The organism is Streptococcus mitis, from assembly GCF_026782895.1.
Classification (GTDB): Bacteria; Bacillota; Bacilli; order Lactobacillales; family Streptococcaceae; genus Streptococcus; species Streptococcus mitis_CB.
Genome location: NZ_JAKUXJ010000001.1, coordinates 338,824 through 362,974, shown reverse-complemented (window position 1 = coordinate 362,974; position 24,151 = coordinate 338,824). Strand labels below are relative to the sequence as shown.

Annotated in this window: 21 protein-coding genes and 1 pseudogene; 2 read left to right on the top strand and 20 right to left on the bottom strand. The window is 39.0% G+C overall.

Annotation, left to right across the window (positions count from 1 at the left end; all coding sequences use genetic code 11):
- The 7 genes from MK480_RS01775 to MK480_RS01745 form a co-directional block, all read right to left on the bottom strand.
- Nucleotides 1-1,649 (bottom strand): pneumococcal-type histidine triad protein (locus MK480_RS01775; protein WP_268707111.1); only part of this gene is annotated, 1,649 nt, incomplete at its 3' end.
- Between the two features lie 7 nt (nucleotides 1,650-1,656).
- Complete coding sequence (gene adcAII / locus MK480_RS01770) at nucleotides 1,657-2,574, bottom strand: zinc-binding lipoprotein AdcAII (protein ID WP_261089642.1); 918 nt, start codon at nucleotides 2,572-2,574, stop codon at nucleotides 1,657-1,659.
- A gap of 250 nt (nucleotides 2,575-2,824) precedes the next feature.
- Nucleotides 2,825-4,216, bottom strand: a complete 1,392-nt coding sequence (locus tag MK480_RS01765; protein ID WP_268707110.1) for an APC family permease — start codon at nucleotides 4,214-4,216, stop codon at nucleotides 2,825-2,827.
- Between the two features lie 122 nt (nucleotides 4,217-4,338).
- Nucleotides 4,339-4,905: a thiol-disulfide oxidoreductase-associated lipoprotein SdbB gene (gene sdbB, locus MK480_RS01760; protein ID WP_084887243.1), complete on the bottom strand. Its 567-nt coding sequence runs from the start codon at nucleotides 4,903-4,905 to the stop codon at nucleotides 4,339-4,341.
- Between the two features lie 11 nt (nucleotides 4,906-4,916).
- Nucleotides 4,917-5,624 carry a thiol-disulfide oxidoreductase-associated membrane protein CcdA2 gene (gene ccdA2, locus MK480_RS01755; RefSeq protein ID WP_125454496.1) on the bottom strand — a complete coding sequence of 236 codons (708 nt, stop codon included), beginning with the start codon at nucleotides 5,622-5,624 and terminating at the stop codon, nucleotides 4,917-4,919.
- Between the two features lie 213 nt (nucleotides 5,625-5,837).
- A complete protein-coding gene (locus tag MK480_RS01750; protein ID WP_001284637.1) occupies nucleotides 5,838-6,113 on the bottom strand; it encodes an HU family DNA-binding protein in 276 nt (91 codons plus the stop codon).
- A gap of 107 nt (nucleotides 6,114-6,220) precedes the next feature.
- Nucleotides 6,221-7,060: a DegV family protein gene (locus MK480_RS01745; RefSeq protein WP_045611731.1), complete on the bottom strand. Its 840-nt coding sequence runs from the start codon at nucleotides 7,058-7,060 to the stop codon at nucleotides 6,221-6,223.
- Nucleotides 7,061-7,200: 140 nt separating this feature from the next.
- On the opposite strand from MK480_RS01745, the gene MK480_RS01740 reads away from it, so the two are divergent.
- Nucleotides 7,201-8,049 (top strand): YitT family protein, encoded by an 849-nt coding sequence (locus tag MK480_RS01740; protein WP_261049670.1) that lies wholly within the window; start codon nucleotides 7,201-7,203, stop codon nucleotides 8,047-8,049.
- A gap of 87 nt (nucleotides 8,050-8,136) precedes the next feature.
- Here MK480_RS01740 and MK480_RS01735 read toward each other — a convergent pair.
- The 6 genes and pseudogenes from MK480_RS01735 to eno form a co-directional block, all read right to left on the bottom strand.
- A pseudogene (locus MK480_RS01735) lies at nucleotides 8,137-8,361 on the bottom strand (nucleotidyl transferase family protein); the annotation flags it as partial.
- A gap of 314 nt (nucleotides 8,362-8,675) precedes the next feature.
- Nucleotides 8,676-9,536 (bottom strand): methionyl aminopeptidase, encoded by an 861-nt coding sequence (locus MK480_RS01730; RefSeq protein ID WP_000631534.1) that lies wholly within the window; start codon nucleotides 9,534-9,536, stop codon nucleotides 8,676-8,678.
- Between the two features lie 15 nt (nucleotides 9,537-9,551).
- Nucleotides 9,552-10,829: a CBS-HotDog domain-containing transcription factor SpxR gene (gene spxR, locus MK480_RS01725; protein WP_042900689.1), complete on the bottom strand. Its 1,278-nt coding sequence runs from the start codon at nucleotides 10,827-10,829 to the stop codon at nucleotides 9,552-9,554.
- Nucleotides 10,822-11,373: a GNAT family N-acetyltransferase gene (locus MK480_RS01720; RefSeq protein ID WP_261010967.1), complete on the bottom strand. Its 552-nt coding sequence runs from the start codon at nucleotides 11,371-11,373 to the stop codon at nucleotides 10,822-10,824. The genes spxR and MK480_RS01720 overlap by 8 nt, the downstream gene beginning before the upstream one ends.
- 15 nt (nucleotides 11,374-11,388) lie before the next feature.
- Nucleotides 11,389-12,648, bottom strand: a complete 1,260-nt coding sequence (locus tag MK480_RS01715; RefSeq protein ID WP_261065150.1) for a UDP-N-acetylglucosamine 1-carboxyvinyltransferase — start codon at nucleotides 12,646-12,648, stop codon at nucleotides 11,389-11,391.
- Between the two features lie 269 nt (nucleotides 12,649-12,917).
- Nucleotides 12,918-14,222, bottom strand: a complete 1,305-nt coding sequence (eno, locus tag MK480_RS01710) for a surface-displayed alpha-enolase (protein ID WP_000022813.1) — start codon at nucleotides 14,220-14,222, stop codon at nucleotides 12,918-12,920.
- 163 nt (nucleotides 14,223-14,385) lie between these two features.
- On the opposite strand from eno, the gene MK480_RS01705 reads away from it, so the two are divergent.
- A complete protein-coding gene (locus MK480_RS01705) occupies nucleotides 14,386-14,832 on the top strand; it encodes a YueI family protein (RefSeq protein WP_268707109.1) in 447 nt (148 codons plus the stop codon).
- Here MK480_RS01705 and MK480_RS01700 read toward each other — a convergent pair.
- The 7 genes from MK480_RS01700 to MK480_RS01670 form a co-directional block, all read right to left on the bottom strand.
- Nucleotides 14,829-15,944: a glycerate kinase gene (locus MK480_RS01700; protein ID WP_268707108.1), complete on the bottom strand. Its 1,116-nt coding sequence runs from the start codon at nucleotides 15,942-15,944 to the stop codon at nucleotides 14,829-14,831. The two genes, MK480_RS01705 and MK480_RS01700, sit on opposite strands and share 4 nt — an antisense overlap.
- An 8-nt stretch (nucleotides 15,945-15,952) precedes the next feature.
- Nucleotides 15,953-16,597: a phosphoserine phosphatase SerB gene (serB, locus tag MK480_RS01695; protein ID WP_268707107.1), complete on the bottom strand. Its 645-nt coding sequence runs from the start codon at nucleotides 16,595-16,597 to the stop codon at nucleotides 15,953-15,955.
- 58 nt (nucleotides 16,598-16,655) lie between these two features.
- The gene (gene glgA, locus MK480_RS01690) at nucleotides 16,656-18,089 is read right to left on the bottom strand and encodes a glycogen synthase GlgA (protein ID WP_268707106.1); all 1,434 of its coding nucleotides are present in this window, start codon (nucleotides 18,087-18,089) and stop codon (nucleotides 16,656-16,658) included.
- Nucleotides 18,086-19,225 carry a glucose-1-phosphate adenylyltransferase subunit GlgD gene (gene glgD, locus MK480_RS01685; RefSeq protein ID WP_049491441.1) on the bottom strand — a complete coding sequence of 380 codons (1,140 nt, stop codon included), beginning with the start codon at nucleotides 19,223-19,225 and terminating at the stop codon, nucleotides 18,086-18,088. The genes glgA and glgD overlap by 4 nt, the downstream gene beginning before the upstream one ends.
- Nucleotides 19,215-20,357 (bottom strand): glucose-1-phosphate adenylyltransferase, encoded by a 1,143-nt coding sequence (locus MK480_RS01680; RefSeq protein ID WP_049491443.1) that lies wholly within the window; start codon nucleotides 20,355-20,357, stop codon nucleotides 19,215-19,217. Before MK480_RS01680 ends, glgD begins: the two co-directional genes overlap by 11 nt.
- Nucleotides 20,347-22,275 (bottom strand): 1,4-alpha-glucan branching protein GlgB, encoded by a 1,929-nt coding sequence (glgB, locus tag MK480_RS01675; RefSeq protein WP_268707105.1) that lies wholly within the window; start codon nucleotides 22,273-22,275, stop codon nucleotides 20,347-20,349. Before glgB ends, MK480_RS01680 begins: the two co-directional genes overlap by 11 nt.
- A gap of 272 nt (nucleotides 22,276-22,547) precedes the next feature.
- Nucleotides 22,548-23,972, bottom strand: coding sequence for an NADP-dependent glyceraldehyde-3-phosphate dehydrogenase (locus MK480_RS01670; protein WP_000199367.1), 1,425 nt, complete (start codon nucleotides 23,970-23,972; stop codon nucleotides 22,548-22,550).
- Nucleotides 23,973-24,151 lie beyond the last annotated feature (179 nt).

Here is a 24,151-nt window from a genome sequence, read left to right as displayed (position 1 = left end):
TTTTGTCCCTTAACAGCTATCATACGAGCCAATTTTTCTTCCAGCGGTGACATTTGTGAATAAGGGATAAAGTGATAATGATCTCCGTGAGGCACTGCGACACCGTTAGCTGTACGTTTGATAATTTGTGCCGGATCAAAGACTAATCCATCAGATTCTACATGTCGTTCTGATAAAGGTTTGGCATACAATTCACTTAAAAGCGTTGGGATATCTTCCCCTTGATTTTGATGATATGTTGGGGTAACATTCAGATTAGGAGTCTCTGTCAAACTTGGTTGGACTGGTTTTGCAGTATTGATGTTTGGTTTACTTGAGCTTGTAGCAGAATGAGACTGTTTACCATTCCAATAAGCTTGGGCTGCAGCTAATTCTCCTGCAGACAAATCACTCTTAGGTATATAGTGGAAATGATTGCCGTGCGGTACAACAAAAGCGTCACCTGTATCTTCAATCACATCTGTCGGACTAAAGACATACCCATCATCCGTTGTATAAGCACCTCCAGTTCCTCGATTTGGTGCCTGCGTATTGAGATTAAAGTTTGGTTTAATCGTTGAACTTGTTTTCTCAAGACTGCTTGGTTTCGTATTATCAGAATGACTTTGAACTGGCTGACCTCCAATTGGTAGATTTCGAGCCAATTTTTCTTCCAAAGCAGACATTTGCGAATAAGGAATGAAATGGAAATGATCCCCGTGAGGAACTGCCACACCATTGGCAGTACGTTTTGTAATCTGTGCTGGGTCAAATACCAATCCATCAGACTCCACATGACGTTGGCTAAGTGGTAAAGCGTATAATTCTTGAAGGAGACTAGCTAAATCCTCATTTTGACTCTCAGGAGACGTTGCAGGATTTTGAGGAGTTTCAGATTGACTCGTTCTCACACTAGATCTTGTTTCTCCCCTGCTTGAACGATATTCAACCGTACTTAATTGGCCACCTTTTCCAGATAAGAAGGCTTGGGCAGCAGCTAATTCACTGGCAGACAAATCACTCTTAGGAATATAGTGGAAGTGATTGCCATGAGGAACGATATAGGCATCGCCCGTATCTTCGATGATATCAGAGGCATTGAAGATATACCCATCATCCGTTGTATAGCGGCCCTGAGCTCTGGCTGCAACTACCGCCTGATCGTTAGAACCGCCTCCATGATTATGACTGTGTTCCTGCTTCTGACGTTTAATCTCTTCTTTTGTCCGAATATTGTCCGCATGAGCCGCATCTTTAAGGTAAACATAGTATTTCCCGTCTACCTTAATGACATAGCCACCCTTGATTTCATTGACAATGTCTGAATCCTTCAACTGATAATTCGGATCTTTCATGAGGAGCTCTTCACTGATAATAGCATCATAAGGAACCTTGCCATTATAGTAATGATAATGGTCTCCATGAGAGGTCACATAACCTTGATCGGTGATCTTGATGACGATTTGTTCTGCGTTGATTCCCTCTCTCTTACTGACTTCATCAGGTGTCAAATTTTCTGCCTTTTGGCTTGGTTGGTTGCCATCTATATAAGCTACTCGATTAGAATCTTTCTTAACGTGAGCAGCTTGGTAACGACCAAGTTCATAGGAACAAACACTTATGGCAAGCACTGCCACTGAACCTGCTACATATTTTTTATTGATTTTCATTCTTTCCTCACTTTAATTCTTCTGCTAGAACACTCATATTTTCTTCAAGATTTTCTAGGTAAGTCTTGTCATTTTGTGGGTCTGCCTCTAAAGGATTCAGAGTTTTAAGCCCCACACCTGTTGATTTGACAAGAGTTTCAGCTACTTTTGAAGAAGCATTACTTTCTGTAAAAATCGTTTTAACCTTATAGGTTTTTACAAATTCCTGAATTTCTGTTAGTTGTCTTGGACTTGGTTCTTGTTCTGGAGAGATACCTGCAATACCAAGTTGATTGAGTCCAAATCGCTTAGCTAGATAAGAAAAGGCTGTATGTTGTGTTACAAACGTTTTCTGAGTCGCTTTTTCAAATTTAGGCTGGAATTTCTTAGTCAATTCTTGAGCTTTTTTGATAAAGGCTTGCGCATTTTTTTGATAAGTTTCTTTATGCTCACTATCCACCTCTGAAAGTTTATCAGCGATAATCTGAGCTTCTTCACCAGCTTTTTCAGGATCTAGCCAAGTGTGAGGGTCATAGAGCGTTTTTTCATCAACTCCATCGCCTGCTTCCACATCTTCTAGCCCTGGGACACGGTCTAAAGTCATTCCCTCTGAAGCCTCTAAAACCTTAACTTTGGATTTTTTAAGATTGGGGTCCAGACTTCCCGCCCAAGATTCAAGCGTATGCGAATGGTAAACAAAGACATCTGCATCATAGATGGCTGCGATATCATTTGCTGAAGGTTCAAAGGAGTGAATCCCACTACTTGACTGAATCATCCGAACATCATTCAAGTCACCAGATACTTCCTTGACCATAGCATAGACAGGATAAAAACTTGTTACAATTTTCATCCCTTTCCCAGTCTGACTTTCCTTTTGGCCACAAGCCCCTAAACACAAAAGAAAGACACTTAACAATACTAAAAATAAACTCTGTTTTTTCATAAACAACTCCTTAACTATTTAATTAACTGGTAAACATTCTACTCCTAAAAATTTAATCTGTCAAGCTATTTTTAGAAAAAATTTGAAATTTCTTTCACATATAAAAATCTGCTGGGTTTCAACAACTCAACAGATTCTCACTTTATATACTCAATGAAAATCAAAGAGCAAATTAGGAAGCTAGCCGCAGGCTGTACTTGAGTACGGCAAGGCGAAGCTGACGTGGTTTGAATTTGATTTTCGAAGAGTATTATTCTTCTATGGTAGAATGCTTATAGCCATAAGTAAAGTAAATAATACTTCCTACTAACAATGCAACTAGGAAAGCAATCCAAGTTTCCATATTATACTGCAACATAAAGGATAAACAAATGATGATTGATAAAATCGGTAATAAGGGTACCAGTGGTGTTTTAAATTCTCCTGCTTTGGGCATCCCCTTTTCTCTCCGTAAGCGAATCAAACCATAAGCCAGCATGATCAAGTAAGCCAAGGTACAAATATTTAAGAAGGCTGCGATACTAGCAAGAGGGAACATTCCTGCTGCTACTGCTGAAGCTAGACCGGTCAAGATAGTAGCATTCTTTGGTACCTTGCTAGTCTTTGTTAATTCTTTAAAGGCGGCAGGCATCAATCCGTCACGCGCTAAACTGTAAATCATACGAGATAGGGCATAAGTCATTGAGATACAAACCGTAATCAAGGTTAAGATAGCAACTAATGATACATAGTTGGCTGCCCAACTGATCCCAACGCTACGAAGGGCAAAGGCAACGGCATCGTCGACATTTAGATGGCTATAATGGACCACACCAGTTAAGACAAGCGTCACCAAGGCATAAAGAATGGTTACGATAGAAAGCGATAAGACAATCCCTCTAGGAATATTTTTTTGAGGAGTCTTGACCTCATCTACAGCCATAGAGATGGATTCGAAGCCTAAAAATCCAAAGAACATTAAGGACGCACCAGCCATAATACCAGTACTAGCACCATAGATTTGTCCAAAACCATAAGGAGCAAAATTGCTCCAATTATCAAGCTTGATATGCCAAATTCCCACCAAAATAAAGAGAGCTAAAGCGGAAAATTTCAAAATCACTAGAATAGAATTAAAACGTAATGCTGCTTTAGCATTGAGTAAAACAAGTGAGGTCACCAATACCAAGACAAGAATAGGCAATAAATCAACAAATGTCCCTGCTTGAGGATTAAAGGTACCATTTAAAGCCTGAGGAAGGGCTATCCCATATTGAGAGAGCAAGCCTTTAAAATAAGCTGCCCAACCCGAAGCCACACCAGATATGGCTGTCATGAATTCCATCATGGTTAACCAACCAGCCAACCAAGCTGGGAATTCTCCTAAGATGGCATAGAGATAACTGTAGGCACCACCTGTAGCAGGTACTCGTGAAGCAAATTCTGCAAAAAAGAGAGCTGATAATCCCACACACAAGGCAGAAATGACGATTGAAATCACTAGGGCTGGACCAGCAAGCGTTGCAGCTGCAGTACCTGTGATTGTAAAGACACCTGTCCCTACCATGGCTCCGATACCTAACAAAATCAAATCCCATAATTTCAAATGCCTGTGCATCTCCGTTTTATCCAAACTGACATTCTTTGTTCTAAATATATTCATCTTTGACTCCAAAATAAAATGATGATTCTATTTTACCATAAATATAGGGTATTTGTGAATATTTATAAAATGTTTTTCTAAAAAAATCTGACTACTCTCTTGTAATCAGATTTTTATCTATTCTAGTTCATTTCTTTAAAGGCTGCTTCTGCATCCGCATTACTGATAGCACCAAATTGTATCTTTCCAATCTTTCCTTGACTGTCAATCAGGTATTCTGTAGGAATGCTTCGAATTTGATAAGCTTGGAATGTGGTTGCTTTTGTGTCATAAAGAACTGGGATATCCTTATAACCTTGATCTTGGAACCATTGTGGGAATTGCTCGACAGTTTTTTCACCTTGAATTCCTGGTGCAATGACACTAAGAATTTCAAAATCACGATCTGGTTTTGCAGCTAATTCCATCAACTCTGGCATACTTTTTTTACATGGACCACACCATGAAGCCCAAAACTTCAAATAAACCTTTTTACCCTTATAATCAGATAACTTTACTTCTTTGCCATCCATTGATTGCAAGGTAAAATCTGGCGCCTCTTTCCCAACAGCAATTTGTTGTACAGTCGTTTGTTGCTGTTGTTTTGGGGATTGTTCTGGTGCTTTAGTCTTTTTAGTCTCTTCCTCACCACAAGCTATCAATACAACTAATGACAAGAGGCTTAAGCCAGCAAACATTACTTTTTTCATCTTTTTCTCCTTTATTCAAAAATTCCAGCTAGAACATTTACTTGTCCTAATAGTAATAAAATTCCCATTAAAATAATAAGGAAACCACCAATTTTCTTCAGTAGCATCATATGACGTTTAATTTTACTAAAATATGGCATAACTACGCCTGAAGCTAGTGCCAAAACCAAGAAAGGAATGGCCATCCCCAGAGTGTAAATCAAGGTATAGATTGCACCTTGCCAAGCACCATTGCCTCCAGAAGCCGCAAGCGCTAAAACAGAACTTAAAACTGGACCAATACAAGGCGTCCAACCAAAGCTAAAGGTAATACCGAGTAAAAAGGCTGACCAATAACGATTGGGTGCTGATTTCTTAAAAGTAAAACTTTTTTGAATCTCTAATTTCTTAAAATGAAAAATTTCCATCTGGTGTAAACCTAAGATGATGATAATCGTACCCATGGTATAGCGAAACCAATTGGCATAGAGAATATTACCAAAGTAACCAGCACCAAATCCTAGAATAAAGAAAATGAGTGAAATGCCTGCGATAAAGCAAAGAGTTCGAATCAAGCCGGACCACGCAACTTTTCTCCCAAACAAAGAAAAGCTTTTTGCGCTTTCCTGATCATCCAATAAAATTCCAGTATAAACAGGTAACAGAGGGAAAATGCAAGGGGAAAAGAAGGACAAGATCCCTGCTAAAAAAACGGAGATTGAAAATACTATCGTTTCCAATAAAGAACCAACTTTCTTAATAATTCATATCCTATTTTACTATAATCAATTTCATTTGTATGATTTCTGCTACGCAATTTGAATTAGCCAGTATTTGAAATATTTGTTCCGGTACTAGTTCATTCAGATTCTGCCCCTTTTTTGCCCTCTATACACAAAAAAGCCTATTGACCAAGCTCAAAAACTTGATACAATAGGCTTTTCAAATGCTGATTATTTAACAGCGTCTTTAAGAGCTTTACCAGCTTTGAATGCTGGAACTTTAGAAGCTGCAATTGTGATTTCTTTACCAGTTTGTGGGTTGCGACCTTTACGTGCAGCACGCTCACGAACTTCAAAGTTACCAAAACCGATCAATTGAACTTTTTCACCAGCTGCAAGGTAGTCAGCTACTGCTGCGAATACAGCTTCAACTGCTGCTGCTGAGTCTTTCTTAGTCAATTCTGTAGCTTCTGCTACTTTAGCGATCAAATCTTGTTTGTTTGCCATGTTAATGATTCCTCCAATTTAATTTCTAATTAACAATTATAATCATATCCTAAAATCCCTTTTAGGTCAAGTTAAAAACGCTATTTCTTCCCATTTTATTTATTTTTTTAAGAGTAGTAACGTACTAAAATAGCCCAAGCGTTCTCACCCGTGTGAGTTTGAATAATAGAGCCCGTTTCCAAAACTGAAATAGGCTTTTCAACATAAGCTTGTAAGCTTTCTTTCATCTCTTTTGCCCAATCAGCACTACCAGAATATGAAATTCCAATCTCTGCTACAGAACGTTCAGTTAGCGAACTTGTCAGCTCATCCAACCATTTTTTAAAAGTTTTAGCTCCACGCCCTTTTACGATTGGCTGCAATTCATGGTCTTTCATCTGCATGACAACACGTATATTGAGAAGGGAGCTCAACAATCCAGTTACACGGCCAATTCGTCCACCTTTGACAAGATTTTCCAAAGTAGAAACACCAATATAGAGTTCTGTGTGTTTTTTTACCTCTTCTATATGAGATAAAATTGCATCCATATCTTTTCCTTCTTGTGCTAACTTCGCAGCCTCAACAACCTGGAATTTCAGGGCTTGGTCAGTGAAGGAACTATCAATAACTGTCACGTCGGCAGTAGATAAGCTAGCACCTTGACGTGCTGCTTCTACAGTACCAGAAAGAGCATGGGACATATGAATAGCAAGAATCTGGCTACCATCCTTGCATAGGTCTTCAAAAACTTCAGCGAAGACACCTACAGGGGGCTGGCTTGTTTTCGGGAGATTCTTACTTGCTTGCATCAACTGAAGAAATTTACCTTCTTCTTTCAAATCCGCATCAGAATAAACAACATTATCAATCATTACAGATAACGGAACAACAGTGATATCTAATTGTTTTACTAGTTCAGGTTCAATAGTAACAGATGAATCGGTTACAATCTTAATTTTTGTCATAGTATCAATCTTTCTATTTTAGGATTCAGATTGGTTTTCTTACTTTTAATTATATCAAAAAAAGATTAAAAATCCTAATGGAGTCATTCAAATTTTCCTTAAAAATTTGATATAATCTACTTATAAGAAAAGAGGTCCCTATGATTAAAAAAATTTATCCCATTTTAACCATCTTACTAGGTGCTGCTATTTATGCTTTTGGGCTAACTTATTTTGTAGTTCCCCATCATCTCTTTGAAGGAGGGGCGACGGGTATTACCCTCATCACCTTTTATCTTTTTAAAATCCCTGTTTCTCTCATGAACTTGCTGATTAATATTCCCCTTTTCCTCCTAGCTTGGAAGATTTTTGGAGCAAAATCTCTCTATTCTAGTTTACTAGGAACCTTAGCCTTGTCCGCCTGGTTGGCTTTTTTTGAACGTATTCCCCTTCATATTGATCTTCAAGGTGATTTACTAATCACTGCCCTTATAGCAGGAATTCTATTGGGAATTGGTCTTGGAATTATTTTTAATGCTGGAGGTACAACAGGGGGAACTGATATTTTAGCTCGTATTCTCAATAAATACACTCATATATCTATGGGGAAACTGCTTTTTATCTTAGATTTTTGTATTCTCATGCTTATTCTCCTAATCTTCAAGGATTTGAGATTGGTTTCCTACACGCTCTTATTTGATTTTATCGTTTCGCGTGTCATTGATTTGATTGGCGAAGGTGGCTATGCAGGTAAAGGATTTATGATTATCACAAAACGTCCTGACCAACTTGCTAAGGCGATTAATGATGACCTAGGAAGAGGCGTTACTTTCATCTCAGGTCAAGGTTATTATAGTCGAGAAGATTTAAAAATCATTTACTGTATTGTCGGAAGAAATGAAATTGTGAAAATGAAGGAAATGATTCATCGAATCGATCCTCAAGCCTTTATAACTATTACAGAAGCTCACGAAATCCTTGGAGAAGGATTTACCTTTGAAAAAGAATAAAAAGAGGTAATGTACTGAATTGATTTCTTTTAGAATCTACAATAATAACGTGAAACAATGATAATTTCTCCATCAAAGTAATCCTTTAAAATCTTCTGTCGTGATAGTATCGAATTGACTACTAAAATCAAGAAGATATAATTCCTCTACACCCTCTCGTTTTAACTTTCTTTCACGTTCAGCAGAGTTCAAAATAGGCAAAAACAATTCCGAATGATAAGGCTCTAAAGCAATCTTTAAAGATTCATTAAACATCATAACCACGATAGGCAACAAATCCTTCCTCGTAGCCTTGTTGGTAACACGAAATAATTATTTATCAGATAGTTTGCCAATATCTTTGTGGTTTTTATAGAAATAGTAGTAAATATAAAATAATTATTTCATAATGATATCTATTTCTGTAACAGAAAATCTGAAACATATTTTTTACCTGAAGTGTAACAGTGTAGAAAGTTCATTTTTTTGAAATGATTATAAAGTACAATATATTGAGGTAAGAATTTTAAAGCCAGAAAAACGCATTATATCAGGCACTTAAAAACTTGATACAATGCGTTTATTTAATATGAAAAGATCTACTAGATTCTTTAGAAATGAACTTCCAGTAGCCTTTTCACTTTTTATTAATAAGTCCCTTCTTCACCTTGGCTAGTCAAGATTACCGGACCATCTTTAGTAATGACAAATTGGTGTTCATACTGACATGACAATCCACCGTCAATGGTCTTATGCGCCCAGCCAGTTTTCATATCTGTATCGATTTCCCAGTCACCTGTATTGATCATTGGTTCAATAGTCAAGACCATTCCTTCACGAAGACGGAGTCCTCGACCTGCAATACCATAGTTAGGAACCATTGGTTCTTCGTGCATGGTTGGGCCAACACCATGACCAACCAAATCACGCACTACACCGTAACCACGACTTTCAGCGTATTCTTGAATGGCTGCACCGATATCACCAATACGGTTTCCAACAACAGCTTGCTCGATTCCCTTGTACATAGCTTCTTTGGTTACATCCATCAAATTTTTTACTTCTTCGGACGGTGTACCAACAGCATAAGCCCAACAAGAGTCTGCTAGACCACCAGAGTAGCTCTGAGTGTATTTTTTCATTTGCTCCACATTGTTGAAGTTTAATTTTGAGACATTCAGGTCAGATTTAGCAATAGGACCTCCCAAAACCATATCAACTTTGAGCAAATCACCATCTTTCAAGATATAATGACGAGGGAAAGCATGAGCTACTTCATCATTAAGAGAGCAGCAGGTAGCATAAGGATAATCCATCATGGCACCGTCAACCCCAATCTGAAGTGGAAGGAAATTTTCTTCCTTACAACGACGGCGAACGTATTCTTCAACTTCCCACATATCTAGGCCAGGCTTAATCAAATCACGTAAGCCGATATGAATACTTGCGAGGAAATCACCGGCTTTATCCATAGCTTCGATTTCACGAGCTGATTTTAATGTTATCATTTTTTCTCCTAGTTTCTAATTAATTTTAACAGTCACATTTGCTTTTGAAACAATCTGATGACCATGATAAATATCGTAGTCAATAATAGCTGATCGTCTAGTATGGTGGATAATGCGTGCTTGAATGCGCAATATATCATCTATCTGAACAGCCTGCAAAAAGTAGATCAGCATCTGCTCTATTATTAAATTTCTTCCGCTATTCACAACCAAATCTTGTGTCATGTGAGTCAGAATTTCAGCCAATACACCATTAGCCAAAACTCCGTTTTTCTCTAACATAAAGGGTTCTACTGTAATGACTACTTCATCATGGTGATAAGAGAGTTTTTGTCCAATCTGCTCAGAAAAAGTCGGTAGAGCCGAAACTTGGGAACGACTCATCTTCTCCATGACATCTCGTCGCGTCACAACTCCAAGCAAGGTTTGATTATTCCGAGTAACTGGTACCATTTCAAAGTCTTCAGCAATCATCCGTTGACTGACATTAGCAATATTTGTCGATAATCCAACCAAAAATAGACTACGAGACATGACCTTATCAATTGTAGTACTTGGTGATTTATCGCCCGCATCTCTCATAGTTACAACTCCAACGACAACCTGATGTTGGTTAATAACTGGAAAACGACTACTTCGATTCTTACGTACTAAGTCCAAATAATCTTTGACTGTGTCAGTCTCTCTCAGAAAACCATATTCATGACTTGGACGATAAAGCTTCTCAACTGTCAAAATATCTGTTTTGATTTGAACATTTGACAAGGCTTTATTGATCATGGTCGCAACAGTGAAAGTATCATGCTTGCTTCTCAGAACAGGAATCCCTTTTTGATTGGCCAGTTTTAGCACATCATCATGGACCTGAAATCCACCTGTAACTAGAACTGCATTTTCATTTTCCAAGGCTAACAACTGAATACGGGTTCGGTCTCCGACAATCAAGAGTCCCCCATCATGAAGATAAGATAAAATATTTTGCTCAGTCATGGCACCGATTGAGAACTTACTGAATTCTCTCTCTAAACCTTCTTGTCCAGCTAACACCTCAGAAGAGGTTACTTCTGCAATTTCTGCATATGTTAATCTTTCGATAGCAACTTTCTTCGATTTAACGCGAATTGTTCCACTACGGGGACGCGTCTCCACAATTCCACGGTTTTCAGCTTCCTTGATGGCCCGATAAGCAGTTCCATCACTGACTCCCAGATGGTTGGAAATGCTACGAACACTGACCCTCTTTCCGACAGGTAATTCTTCCAAATAGCTTAGAATTTCCTGATGTTTACTCATTGAATTCTCCTTTTACATACCGAAATTCAAGATAATCCCGCATTTTTCTTGTGTAGCGATCACTTCCTTTAAACTGACGAGTCAAACGGAATCCAGACTTTAGAGCAACCTTTTGGCTAGCTTCATTTTCAAGATGAGTAATGATGGCTAATTGTTTTAAACCAAATTCCTCAAAAGAAAGCTGACAAATTTTTCTAACAACCTCTGTCATAAATCCTTGCGACCAAGCATCTTTTCTCAAAAAATAGCCAAGCTCAGCTTCTTTTTTGATTTCATCTAACTTCTCAAATTTAATAGAACCAATCATTTGTTGATTTTTCTGGTCACAAATTGCCCACACTCCCAAAGGGGACTTCATAAAGTAATTCGCTAATGCATATTGACTTTCTTCCAGACTTGCCTGAGTTGGGAAAATAAATTGAAGATTTTCTGGATTTGAAGCTATCTCGTGGAAGTCCTGACTATCACTAAAAAAGAAAGGACGCAAATACAAGCGATCCGTTTCAAAAAAAGAAAACATTGCTAATTTGGTCCAAATATTCATAAACACCTCTACGGTTTATTCTTCAACAAGTGTAATATCCGCTCCTAGATTACGTAATTTTTCAATAATATCTGAATATCCACGTAAAATGAACTCAATGTTTGTAATTTCAGTTTTGCCTTCAGCCATTAAACCAGCAATGACAAGTGCGGCCCCAGCTCTAAGGTCAGTTGCTTTTACATTTGCACCACGTAAACTACGTCCACCGGTATATAAAATGTAGTTGTTTGTAGTCGTAATATCTGCATCCATCTTTGCTAGTTCAAAAACATGGTTTACTCGTTTTTCATAAATGGTATCAATAATGGTACCACGCCCCTCTGCTGTTAACAAGAGAGGAGTAATTGGTTGTTGCAAGTCAGTAGCAAAACCAGGATAAGGAGCTGTCTTAATATTGATTGCTTTCAAATTAGACTGTTCTTCGACAAAAATACTGTCTTCAGATACAGTCATTCTCACTCCCATTTCTTCCAACTTAGCGATGAATCCTTCTAAGTGTTCATAAAGAACATTATTAATACGAATTCCCTTACCAACTGCAGCAGCTAAGGAAATGTATGTTCCCGCTTCAATACGGTCTGGAATCACCTGATGGCGAGTTCCGTGTAATCTTTCAACACCATCAATAGTGATAATATTAGTTCCTGCCCCACGGATATGGGCACCCATATTATTCAAGAGAGTTGCAACATCAATAATCTCAGGCTCACGGGCTGCATTTTCAATAATAGTACGCCCATTTGCTTTAACCGCAGCAATCATCGTATTAATCGTCGCACCGACACTAACCGTATCCATGTAAATACTTGCACCATGAAGTCCCACATCTTTAGCAGATAACTTCATGTTATCTCCCTCGTAGCTAACAGTAGCTCCCATTGCTTCAAAAGCCTTTAGGTGTAAGTCTATAGGACGTGGTCCCAAATCACATCCACCAGGCAAACCAACTGTAGCTTCCCCAAAGCGACCTAAAAGACTTCCATAAAAATAATAAGATGCACGAAGACTGTTGATTTTCCCATAAGGCATTGGAATATTTTGAACACCTCGTGGATCAATCTCTAACACATCGTCATAACGCTTAACGGTAGCACCCATTAACTCCATGATTTCGACAAGACTAGCAACATCGGAAATATCTGGAACACAATCCAAAGTCACCACATCATCAGCCAAAATAATAGCTGGAATTAAGGCCACAACGCTATTTTTAGCACCGCTAATAGTGATTTCACCTTGCAAGGGTAATCCACCATTGATAACAATTTTTCTCATTCTAAATTTTTTATGCTCTTTCAAAATTTCTAAAAAGGTCCTACATTAAAGTATATCATAAATTCACCCTTTTTTCCATCATTTTCAATTATATTAGCTGAATCGTATTTATTGGTAAATGAGATGTCTTGAAATGTTTTGCCCCTTTTTTGCCCCCTAAATACAAAAATAGCCCTTCGGATAAAATCCGAGGGGCTTAAAACGTTGTTAAATCAACGGCCGAACTTTTGAATTTCAAGGTTCGGGATAAAATAGTTCAGTGAACTATTTTATTTTTTAAGGTTGTAGAATGATTTCAATCCACGGTATTCAGCTACTTCACCAAGTTGGTCTTCGATGCGAAGCAATTGGTTGTATTTAGCGATACGGTCTGTACGTGAAAGTGAACCAGTCTTGATTTGTCCTGCGTTAGTTGCAACTGCGATGTCAGCGATTGTTGAATCTTCAGTTTCACCTGAACGGTGTGATACAACGGCAGTGTAACCAGCTTCTTTAGCCATTTCGATAGCTTCAAAAGTTTCAGTAAGAGTACCGATTTGGTTAACTTTGATAAGGATTGAGTTAGCAGCACCTTCTTGGATACCACGTGCAAGGTAGTCAGTGTTTGTTACGAAGAAGTCGTCACCAACAAGTTGTACTTTCTTACCAAGACGTTCAGTAAGAGCTTTCCAACCATCCCAGTCGTTTTCATCCATACCATCTTCGATAGTGATGATTGGGTATTTGTTAACCAATTCTTCAAGGTAGTCGATTTGTTCTGCAGATGTACGAACAGCAGCGCCTTCACCTTCAAATTTAGTGTAGTCGTAAACTTTACGTTCTTTATCGTAGAATTCTGATGAAGCACAGTCAAATCCGATAAATACGTCTTTACCTGGAACATATCCAGCAGCTTCGATCGCAGCAAGGATAGTTTCAACACCGTCTTCAGTTCCTTCGAAACGAGGAGCGAATCCACCCTCGTCACCTACGGCAGTTTCCAAACCACGTGATTTAAGGATTTTCTTAAGAGCGTGGAAGATTTCAGCACCGTAACGAAGAGCTTCTTTGAATGTTGGCGCACCAACTGGCAAAATCATGAACTCTTGGAAAGCGATTGGAGCGTCAGAGTGAGAACCACCGTTGATGATGTTCATCATTGGAGTTGGAAGAACTTTAGTGTTGAATCCACCAAGGTAGCTGTAAAGTGGGATTTCAAGGTAGTCAGCAGCAGCGCGAGCTACAGCGATAGACACACCAAGGATTGCGTTAGCACCCAATTTACCTTTGTTAGGAGTACCGTCAAGTGCGATCATAGCACGGTCGATAGCTTGTTGATCACGTACATCGTAGCCAATGATAGCTTCAGCAATGATGTTGTTTACGTTGTCAACAGCTTTTTGTGTACCAAGACCACCGTAACGAGATTTGTCACCGTCGCGAAGTTCAACTGCTTCGTGTTCACCAGTAGAAGCTCCTGATGGAACCATACCACGTCCGAAAGCACCTGATTCAGTGTAAACTTCTACTTCAAGTGTTGGGTTACCGCGTGAGTCTAGGACTTCGCGAGCGTAAACATCAGTAATAATTGACATTTTTTACTCTCCTTATGAGTTAAATTTTTTACACCTCTATAATACCTTAAAACCCCTCCTTTTTCAAGAAAAAACGTTATCTTTGTGCAAATTTTCCTTAACTTTATAAAGTAATCGCTTTCTTTTGTCTGTTTTATTCTAACTTTTATGATATACTGTTTTCATGACAGATTTATCAAAACAATTACTTGAAAAAGCTCATGGTGGGCCAAAATTAAATCCAGATGAGCAAAGACGCTATCTTGGTACCTTTGAGGAAAGAGTTCTTGGATATGCAGATATTGATACGGCAAATAGCCCTCAGCTAGAAAAAGGCTTTTTATCTATTTTAGAAAACCTTCAGGAAAAAGCAGAACCACTATTTGTGAAGATTTCACCAACTATCGAATTTGACAAGCAAGTTTTCTACTTAAAAGAAGCAAAAGAAACCAATAGTCAAGCCACCATAGTGTCTGAAGAACATACTTCTTCTCCTTTCGGCCTGGTTATTCATACCAATGCACCAGTGCAAGTAGAAGAAAAGGATCTTCGACTTGCTTTTCCAAAACTTTGGGAAGTTAAAGAGGAAGAACCATCCAAAGCATCCTTATGGAAGAAATGGTTTGGCTAAATCTTGTGCATATTTAATAAATGTCCTATATTGGCAGCCGTGTGCTCCAGATAGAGACTGGCATTTTTCAAACTATCTTCTAGTGGTTCACTTTTCTCCAAAATTGAAAAAGCCGCTTGGATATTCTCAAATGGTAGGGAAGGTAAATCCTCAGAAATACTACCACAAATAGCAATGACAGGAACTCCGACAGGGGTTCTTTTTGCAACACCTATCGGCGCTTTACCTGCTAGGCTTTGACTGTCCAGTCTACCTTCACCAACGATAACCAAGTCAGCATCTGCAACTTTCTTATCAAAATCAATCAAATCTAAACAGGTATCAATTCCCGACACGATATTTGCCTGAGCAAAGGCACACAAACCAGCAGCAATGCCTCCACCAGCTCCTGCTCCTTTAATTTCCAATGTTACAGGTGAGGCTTTTCCATAAAAATCTTGAATTGCCTGATCTACGACTGCAAACATAGTAGGATCTAGGTCTTTTTGTTTTCCAAAAATGTAAGTCGCACCTTGAGGACCACATAAGGGACTCACGACATCTGCTAAAATATAAATTTGAACACCTTCAGGAATTTCATAGCGATTTTCTGTTGAAACAGAAGCTAAGTTTAATAAGTACTGACCGCAAGCAGGCAATACATTTCCATCCTTATCATAAAATTGATAACCCAATCCAGCAGCGATCCCAATTCCTCCGTCATTACTGGCCGTGCCACCAACGCCGATATAGATTTCTGTAATCCCTTTAGCAATGAGATGACGAATCAATTCTCCAATACCACAAGTTTTGATTTGAAGTGGATTTCGTTTCTCTATCGGAATCTTTCCAAGACCAACCAAGTCGGCAACTTCAAATAGCGCCAGTTCCCCTTTTTGAAAATAGCGCATGGCTTCTTTTTGTCCAAAAGGTCCTGTCACTTGGATCCATTTTTCTTCAAGTTCAAGAGAATGTCGAATGGAATCTACTGTACCTTCGCCACCATCACCAACAGGGCAGAGGAGACATTCTACATCTGCTATTGATTGTTGGAAGCCTCTTTTTATTGCTTCACCTACCTCTTCAGCGGTCAAGCTTTCCTTAAATGAATCTGGTGCAATTACAATCTTCATATTTTACCTCATTCTAACCAGTCAATCAAAGGAAGAACTTCTAAAAAATCCCTCTTGTCAACATGATTGGGTATTTCTTTTTTAAGTACTTCTTGGGCACAAAAGGTAATTCCTAGTCCTGATGACTTCAACATCAATAAATCATTGGCCCCATCACCGATTGCAATCGTTCTTTCTTTAGGAAGTTTTAGTTTCTCTCTCCATTTTTCCAGAGTCTCTTTTTTGACCTGGGGACTGATAATTTGTCCAACTAATGTTCCTGTTAGAAGACCATCTTTGACTTCAAGTTGATTAGCAGAGAAATAGGCAATACCAAGAGATTTTGCAAGCCTCTCAACTATTGGAGTAAATCCACCAGACACCAGACCAACTAGGATGCCATTCTTTTGGAGAATAGAGATGAATATCTGTGTATTTGGTGTTAGATGAATAGAGTTGAAGACTTTATCAAAGACCGAAATAGGAAGGCCTTCCAAGAAGGAAACTCTTTTTCTTAAACTGCTTCCAAAGTCCAACTCTCCTCTCATTGCCCGGCTTGTAATCTGCGAAATTTCCTCCTCACAGCCTGCCTCTCTTCCCAACAAATCAATCACTTCTTCTAGGATTAAGGTTCCATCAACATCCATAACACACAATCCTTTTACTTGAGACATCACTCCTCCTCTCTAAATAGCCCAAAAATCGTATGAAATCATCATACGATTTTATCTATTAATTAACTAAACTATGGTACAAGTCAAGGTATGACTTGCAGGCTGTATCCCATGAGAAATCACACTCCATAGCTTGTTTTTGTAAGTTTCTCCAAACGTCAGGATGATTTCTATACAAGTCCAAAGCTGTTTGGAAAGTCCAATTTAACCAATAAGGTGATAGATTGTCAAAGCTAAAGCCAGTACCGCTTCCTTCGATTGGATTGAAAGCGCGAACAGTATCTCGCAAGCCACCAACTTCATGGACCAATGGCAAGGTTCCATAACGCATCGCCATCATTTGAGACAAGCCACACGGTTCAAAACGACTCGGCATGAGGAAGAGGTCACAAGCAGCGTATATTTCTTGAGCTAGTTTGACATCAAAAGTGATATTTGCTGATAGCTTGTCTGGGTAAATCTGAGCAAACCACGAGAAAGTCTCTTCAAAGGCTGGATCTCCAGTTCCCAAAAGAACAATCTGGACATCTTCTTGCAAGATATGGTGCAGACTTTCCACCACCACATCAAAACCTTTTTGACGTGTCAAACGAGAAACAATTCCCACCAGTGGAACGTCAGATCTAACTGGCAAGCCAACTCTTTCTTGCAATTTTGCCTTGTTTTGGGCTTTTCCAGACAAATCTTCCTGATTGAAATGATAGTCTAAAAGAGCATCCGTCTGAGGATTATACAGGTCAGCATCAATCCCATTCACGATACCAGAAACTTTACCAGACTCCATTCGAAGAATCTGATCCAAGTTACATCCAAACTGACTAGTCATAATTTCATGGGCATAGCTAGGCGAGACAGTTGACACACGATCCGCATAGAGAATACCTGCCTTCATCCAGTTCAGACAGTTATTCCAGCGAAGGGTACCATCAGCGTAACGTTCGAAGCCAACTCCAAATAAATCACCCAACATTCCTTCTGAAAATTGTCCTTGGAATTCTAAATTATGAATGGTTAAAACAGTTTTAATGCCCTCATAGGCTTGAATCCAACGGTATTTTTCCTTCAACAAGAAAGGAATCATAGCTGTATGGTAGTCATGAACATGGAGAAGATCAGGAATAAAGTCAATCCTTTCCATAGCCTCAATGGCAGCCAGTTGGAAAAAAGCAAAGCGTTCTCCGTCATCAAAATCACCGTAAACATGACCTCGGAAGAAATAATATTGGTTGTCAATGAAGTAGAAGGTCACACCATTTAAGACTGTTTTCTTAATCCCACAGTACTGTCTGCGCCAACCAACACTAACCTCAAAATGAAGCACATCTTCAATCTGATTTCCAAATTTAGCCTCTACCATGTCATAGTAGGGTAAAATTACTGCAACTTCATGTCCCGCTTTTACCAGTGATTTAGGAAGAGCGCCAATGACGTCTCCCAAACCACCTGTTTTTGAAAAGGGTGCACCCTCAGCTGCTACAAATAAAATTTTCATGAATGAATATCCTCTGTTACTTTAGCACCTTTCTTAACGACGACTGGATGTTCTGCAGTTCCACGGATCACTACTCCATCCGCAACTTCAACACCCTTGTCCAATATAGCGTATTCTACCTGAGCACCTTCTCCAATAACAACACGAGGGAATAAGATGCTATCTTTAACCAAGCTATCCTTATGGACATGAATATTACGTGATAAAACAGAATTAGCCACTTGACCTTCAACAATACTACCAGAAGCAAACTGAGAAGTACTTACCTTAGATGTATTGGCATAGTAAGTTGGCTCTTCGTTTTTGACCTTTGTATAAATCTTTTGGTTTGGTGAGAAGAGAGAATAGAACTTTTGCGATTCAAGCATATCGATATTCGCTTTATAATAAGACTCTACAGAATGAATGTTGGCTAGGTAGCCTGTGTACTCGTAGGCAAAAGCCCCTTCTTTTGCAGCCAAATCCCGTAAAACATAGCGCAACTTCTCTGGATGTTCTTTCTTAGCCTCTTCTTCTAAGCGTTCAATCAACCAAGGGGTATCAACGACAAAGATATCTGTCGACATATTGTAAACTTCATCTGATGATTTACTATCAAAGAGTTTATGAGAACGAACATGGTCTGTTTCATCCACTTCCAAGATTGCGTTTACTTCTGAAATGTCTTTCTTAGCTAGTTTTTTATAAACTACAGTGATAGGCCCTTTTGTTGTACTATGTAGATGGAAAACTTGGTTCAAATCAATATTAATCAAAACATCACAGTTGAGTGAAACTGTTTGGTTTGAGCCAGAACGTTTCAAGTAAGTAAGAAGTTGTTGGTAGTATTCTTTTCCAACTGTACTACTTTCCACACGAGTATTGTAAATACCTAGATAATAGTGGCTAAGAAGAGTTGACAAGCCCCACTCACGTCCTGAACGGATATGGTCAAAGACTGAGCTGATATTGTCTTGTTGGAAAATACCAAAAATACTACGGACACCAGCATTAGCAAGACTTGAAAGCGGGAAGTCAATCAAGCGATATTTACCACCAAATGGCAAACTAGCTACTGGACGGTGGTCTGTCAGTGTTGACATATCATGAAAACCAACTGTGTTTCCTAAAATGGCAGAATATTTATCAATCTTCATCTGTTGCTACCCCCACTACTTCATCATATCCTACAACTTGTACTTCTTCTGTTCCATCAATTTCGACACCATCAGAAATAACTGCACCTTCACCAATAATGGCACGTTTGATTTTAGCTCCCTGACCGACAATTGCACCACTCATGATAACTGAATCTACTACTTCTGCCCCTTCGCGAACTTGCGCACCTGTTGAGAGGATAGAATGTTTAACAGTTCCATCTACGAAACAGCCATCGACAACCAAGGAATCTTCCACATGAGCATTTGCCCCAAGGAAGTTTGGTGGTGAAATTAAGTTTCTTGAGTAAATCTTCCATTGACGGTTACGGCTATCCAAGGCATTTTCTGGTGAAATATATTCCATGTTAGCTTCCCAAAGTGACTCAATAGTACCAACATCTTTCCAGTAGCCATTAAACTCATATGCATAGACACTTTCACCTGACTCAAGGTAATTTGGAATGACATTCTTACCGAAGTCTGACATATCGACATTGCTCTTTTCAGCAGTAACAAGCATATTGCGCAGACGTTGCCAATCAAAAATGTAAATTCCCATAGAAGCTTTTGTAGATTTAGGTTGAGCTGGTTTTTCTTCAAATTCAACAATGCGGTTATTGGCATCTGTGTTCATAATACCAAAACGACTAGCTTCTTTAAGAGGGACGTCTAAAACCGCTACTGTCAAGCTGGCATTATTATCTTTGTGAGACTGGAGCATATCATCATAATCCATTTTGTAGATATGGTCCCCAGATAGAATCAAGACATACTCAGGATTGACACTGTCGATATAATCAATATTTTGGTAAATAGCGTGGCTAGTCCCCTCAAACCAACGATTTCCTTCACTTGCAGAATAAGGTTGAAGAATAGAGACACCAGAATTGATACCGTCTAGTCCCCAGCTTGAACCATTACCAATATGGTTGTTGAGAGCAAGTGGTTGGTACTGTGTAATGACTCCAACATTGTTGATGCCTGAGTTGGCACAGTTTGAAAGAGCAAAGTCAATGATACGGTAGCGCCCACCAAATTGCACAGCTGGTTTTGCAATGCTTTGAGTGAGTTTACCGAGACGAGTTCCTTGCCCACCAGCAAGAATCAAAGCTAACATTTCATTCTTCATTTTCTACTCCTTTTTGATTTTTACTTGTGACGGTTTTAGTAGGTTTCAAGCGACGTTTGATTTTCCAAACACTTGCTCCCATAGCCGGTAGGGTAAAGGTCAAGGTCTGCTCATAATCTTTCCATAGTCCTTCTTGCGTTTGCACAGTTTGATTATGTTCTTTCCAAACGCCTCCCCACTCTTCTAACTCAGTATTCCAAACTTCTTCGTAAATCCCTGCAACAGGAAGTCCGATTGTAAAATCTTTTCGTTCAACAGGTGCCATATTAAAGATACAGACTAACATATCATCCTTCTTACCCTTACGGATGAAGGAAAGAACACTCTGGTCTCTATTATCCGCATCGATGATTTCAATTCCATCATAGCTGGTATCAATTTCCCACAGACAGCGGTGGTCTTTGTAAAACTGGTTTAGCTGAGAAGTGAAATACTTCATCTTAGCATTCATTGGATCTTCTAGGTTAGACCATTCCAACTGTTCTTCAGATTTCCATTCTAGGAATTGCCCATATTCACTACCCATGAAGAGCAATTTCTTACCAGGGTGACAAATTTGGTAAGTGTAGAGATTACGCAAGCCTGCGAATTGATTATAACGATCTCCCCACATCTTGTGCATCATACTCTTCTTGCCATGAACCACTTCGTCATGTGAGAATGGTAGGAGATAATTCTCCTTGAAGACATACATAAAACTGAAAGTCACTAAATTAAAGTCATACTTACGGTAAATTGGGTCTTCTTCGTAGAATCGTAGGATATCATTCATCCAACCCATATTCCATTTGTAGTCAAAGCCAAGACCATCTGAATCCTTGGTGTCAGTAATCTGAGTAGCTGATGAACTTTCCTCAGCTATCATCATAACGTCTGGATGAGCTTGTTTAATGACATCATTCAAACGTTTTAAGAAATAATAGCCTTCGTAGTTGAGATTGCCCCCATCTTTATTAGGCGTCCATGGGGCATCATCGTAATCTAGATAGAGTATATTGCTCACTGCATCCACACGAATACCGTCCAAATGGTAAAAGTCAATCCAAAACTTAATACTAGAAATCAAGAAGGACTGGACTTCATTCTTTCCAAGGTCAAAATTGAGTGCGCCCCAACCGTAGTTATGAGCCTTATTATGGTCTTGATATTCAAAAGTCGGTGTTCCATCATAATAGGCCAAGGCATCATCATTAATAGTGAAGTGACCAGGTACCCAGTCCACAATAACCCCAATATTGTTTAAGTGACACTCCTCAACAAAATCTTGAAATTCCTCAGGGCGACCATAGGCATGCTCTAAAGCAAAGTAACCCATAAGCTGGTAACCCCAACTCAATCCAAGAGGATGAGACATCAAGGGCATAAACTCAATGTGAGTATAGTTCATCTCGACCAAGTAAGGAATGAGTTCATCTTTCAATTGAGCAAAACTAAAAGGACTACCATCAGGATTTCTCTTCCAAGAGCCAGCATGAGCTTCGTAAATATTGACGGGACGCTCTTCAAAGCTCAAGCGTTTTCTACGAGCTAACCAAAGTCCATCTTTCCATTTTTTCTCTGGAATTTCTGTTAAAATAGCCCCAGTACCCGGACGTGCCTCATACCTTACAGCCAAAGGATCAATTTTCATCAGCTGATGACCATTTGCACGTGTGATATGATACTTGTAAATTTGGCCTTCATGAGCAAGGCTGGTAAAGACTTCCCAGACACCAAATTCATTTCGTTCCATTGGAATTTGATTTTCTACCCAATTGGTGAAATCTCCTACCAAGTGGACAGCCTGAGCGTTGGGAGCCCACACACGAAATGTATAACCATACTCTCCATTTAGTTCTTCCCTATGTGCTCCTAGATAATGCTGAAGGTGAAAATTTTCTCCTGTCATAAAGGTGCGCAAAGCTTCTCTTTTATCCATAATACCTCCTCTTTTCTGTAAGCGTTTTCTATAGATTTATTATACTACCTTTTTAGGGAAGATTCAAGTAAATTACGGAATTTGCAAAAAAATCTTTTGAAAGTCTTCAACAAATTCACTGATGTGTTCACTTGTAAATCAAGAAATTTTCAGAAATGCTTTGAAAACGAATTGTTTTTTATAATACTATCATAAAGTTCGTCATTTAGCTAACAAAAAATATGATTTTAAGTAAAAAACAAACCAGGAAACGAATTTCCTGATTTTACATTTCATTTCACATCAAAAACAATGGATTTGACATTTGTCATCGCTTCAATACTATATTTAATTCCTTGCACTCCAGCGCCAGAACCTTTGACACCAAGGAATGGGAAATTATCTGGACCACGCTGGGTTTTATTATTTATATGAACTGTACCCACTTCAAGTTTTTCAGCAATTTCAAATGCTTTTTTGAAATCATTTGTAAAGACTGAGGATTGAAGGCCGAATTCAGATTCGTTGGCAAAGGCAATGGCTTCCTCTACACTAGCCACACGGATAATTGGTAAAACAGGACCAAATGGCTCTTCCCATGCCACTTTCATATCTTTTGTAACTTGGTCAAAAAGCACTGGCCATAGAAGATTGCCTTCGCGTTTGATTGGTGTAAGAGCCTGAGCACCTTTTTCTTGTGCATCATCAATCAAGCCCCAAATAAAGTCTGCTGAAGCATTGTCGATAACTGGTGTGATATCAGCATTGTCGAATGGATCGCCAACTGTTAATTTAGTAACCTCTGCTTGAAGCAAAGCAGCTAGTGTATCTGCTACACTTTCGATAACAATAACACGTTTAATGGCTGTGCAACGTTGACCTGAATAGCTAAAGGCACCCGCAACAATTTGCTTGGCAGCATGTTCCAAATCTGCATCTTCTAGTACTAAGGCTGCATCTTTCCCACCAAGCTCCAACATGATTGGACGCATACCAGCTAAACGACCAATACGTTCTCCGATAGGAGTTGAACCTGTAAAGTTGATGAAGTTGACTTCTTTGTGTTCAATGATATAATCCCCAATTTCTGAACCACGACCCGTAATGGTATTGAAAACACCAGCCGGAATCCCTGCTTCTTCAAACGCTTTAGCCAACAAGAGCCCAGAAATAGAACCTTGTGTTGGTGGCTTAAACATGACTACATTCCCTGCAATCAAGGCAGGTGCAATTTTAGAAGCAGATAAATTAACTGGATAATTAAAGGGAGCGATAGCCAGCACGACACCAACTGGCTCGCGACGAACAACGGCCAATTTATTTTTACTTGCTGCTTCAAAACCGCCACCTTCCATTGCTTGTCCAGTGATACGGAGACCTTCCTCAGCAGCATAGCGAATCAAGTCTGCGGTACGCACCACTTCTCCAATAGCTGCTTTAATTCCCTTTGCCACTTCTTTGGCAAGTATAGTACCAATTTCTTCCTTATCACGTTCTAAAATAGCTGCTGTTTTGTGCAAATAAGCCGCACGTTCAACTGCTGATAAAGCTCGCCAAGCTGGCAGGGCTGCACGCGCAGCTTTCATAGCCTCATCTACTTCTGCCTGAGTCATAGCTGGAACAGTCCCTAATTCTTCTTGGTTTATTGGTGAATAAATCGTAATTTCTTTTTCAGCTGATTTCCATTTTCCATTTACTAAATTCTGATATCTTGTCAAATTCTCGTCCTCCTGAAAATGATTAAGATATATTTTACCAAATTTTCAGAAAATTACAACCCTTTTTGTAATTTTTTTGAGATTATTTTCACAAGCTTGGTTTTTCAAACTATTTGAAACTTGATTCTAATCTTCATTGAAAACTTATAAATGATAAAAAGGATTAGACAATCTAACCC

Coding starts and splice junctions, on each gene's coding strand:
- spxR (WP_042900689.1), bottom strand. CDS start 10,829: ATGAGTAAACATCAGGAAATTCTAAGCTATTTGGAAGAATTACCTGTC.
- MK480_RS01715 (WP_261065150.1), bottom strand. CDS start 12,648: ATGAGAAAAATTGTTATCAATGGTGGATTACCCTTGCAAGGTGAAATC.
- MK480_RS01680 (WP_049491443.1), bottom strand. CDS start 20,357: ATGAAGAATGAAATGTTAGCTTTGATTCTTGCTGGTGGGCAAGGAACT.
- adcAII (WP_261089642.1), bottom strand. CDS start 2,574: ATGAAAAAACAGAGTTTATTTTTAGTATTGTTAAGTGTCTTTCTTTTG.
- MK480_RS01730 (WP_000631534.1), bottom strand. CDS start 9,536: ATGATAACATTAAAATCAGCTCGTGAAATCGAAGCTATGGATAAAGCC.
- serB (WP_268707107.1), bottom strand. CDS start 16,597: ATGTCTCAAGTAAAAGGATTGTGTGTTATGGATGTTGATGGAACCTTA.
- glgB (WP_268707105.1), bottom strand. CDS start 22,275: ATGGATAAAAGAGAAGCTTTGCGCACCTTTATGACAGGAGAAAATTTT.
- MK480_RS01745 (WP_045611731.1), bottom strand. CDS start 7,060: ATGACAAAAATTAAGATTGTAACCGATTCATCTGTTACTATTGAACCT.
- glgD (WP_049491441.1), bottom strand. CDS start 19,225: ATGAAGATTGATAAATATTCTGCCATTTTAGGAAACACAGTTGGTTTT.
- MK480_RS01705 (WP_268707109.1), top strand. CDS start 14,386: ATGACAGATTTATCAAAACAATTACTTGAAAAAGCTCATGGTGGGCCA.
- sdbB (WP_084887243.1), bottom strand. CDS start 4,905: ATGAAAAAAGTAATGTTTGCTGGCTTAAGCCTCTTGTCATTAGTTGTA.
- eno (WP_000022813.1), bottom strand. CDS start 14,222: ATGTCAATTATTACTGATGTTTACGCTCGCGAAGTCCTAGACTCACGC.
- MK480_RS01765 (WP_268707110.1), bottom strand. CDS start 4,216: ATGAATATATTTAGAACAAAGAATGTCAGTTTGGATAAAACGGAGATG.
- MK480_RS01700 (WP_268707108.1), bottom strand. CDS start 15,944: ATGAAGATTGTAATTGCACCAGATTCATTTAAGGAAAGCTTGACCGCT.
- MK480_RS01740 (WP_261049670.1), top strand. CDS start 7,201: ATGATTAAAAAAATTTATCCCATTTTAACCATCTTACTAGGTGCTGCT.
- MK480_RS01720 (WP_261010967.1), bottom strand. CDS start 11,373: ATGAATATTTGGACCAAATTAGCAATGTTTTCTTTTTTTGAAACGGAT.
- MK480_RS01750 (WP_001284637.1), bottom strand. CDS start 6,113: ATGGCAAACAAACAAGATTTGATCGCTAAAGTAGCAGAAGCTACAGAA.
- glgA (WP_268707106.1), bottom strand. CDS start 18,089: ATGAAAATTTTATTTGTAGCAGCTGAGGGTGCACCCTTTTCAAAAACA.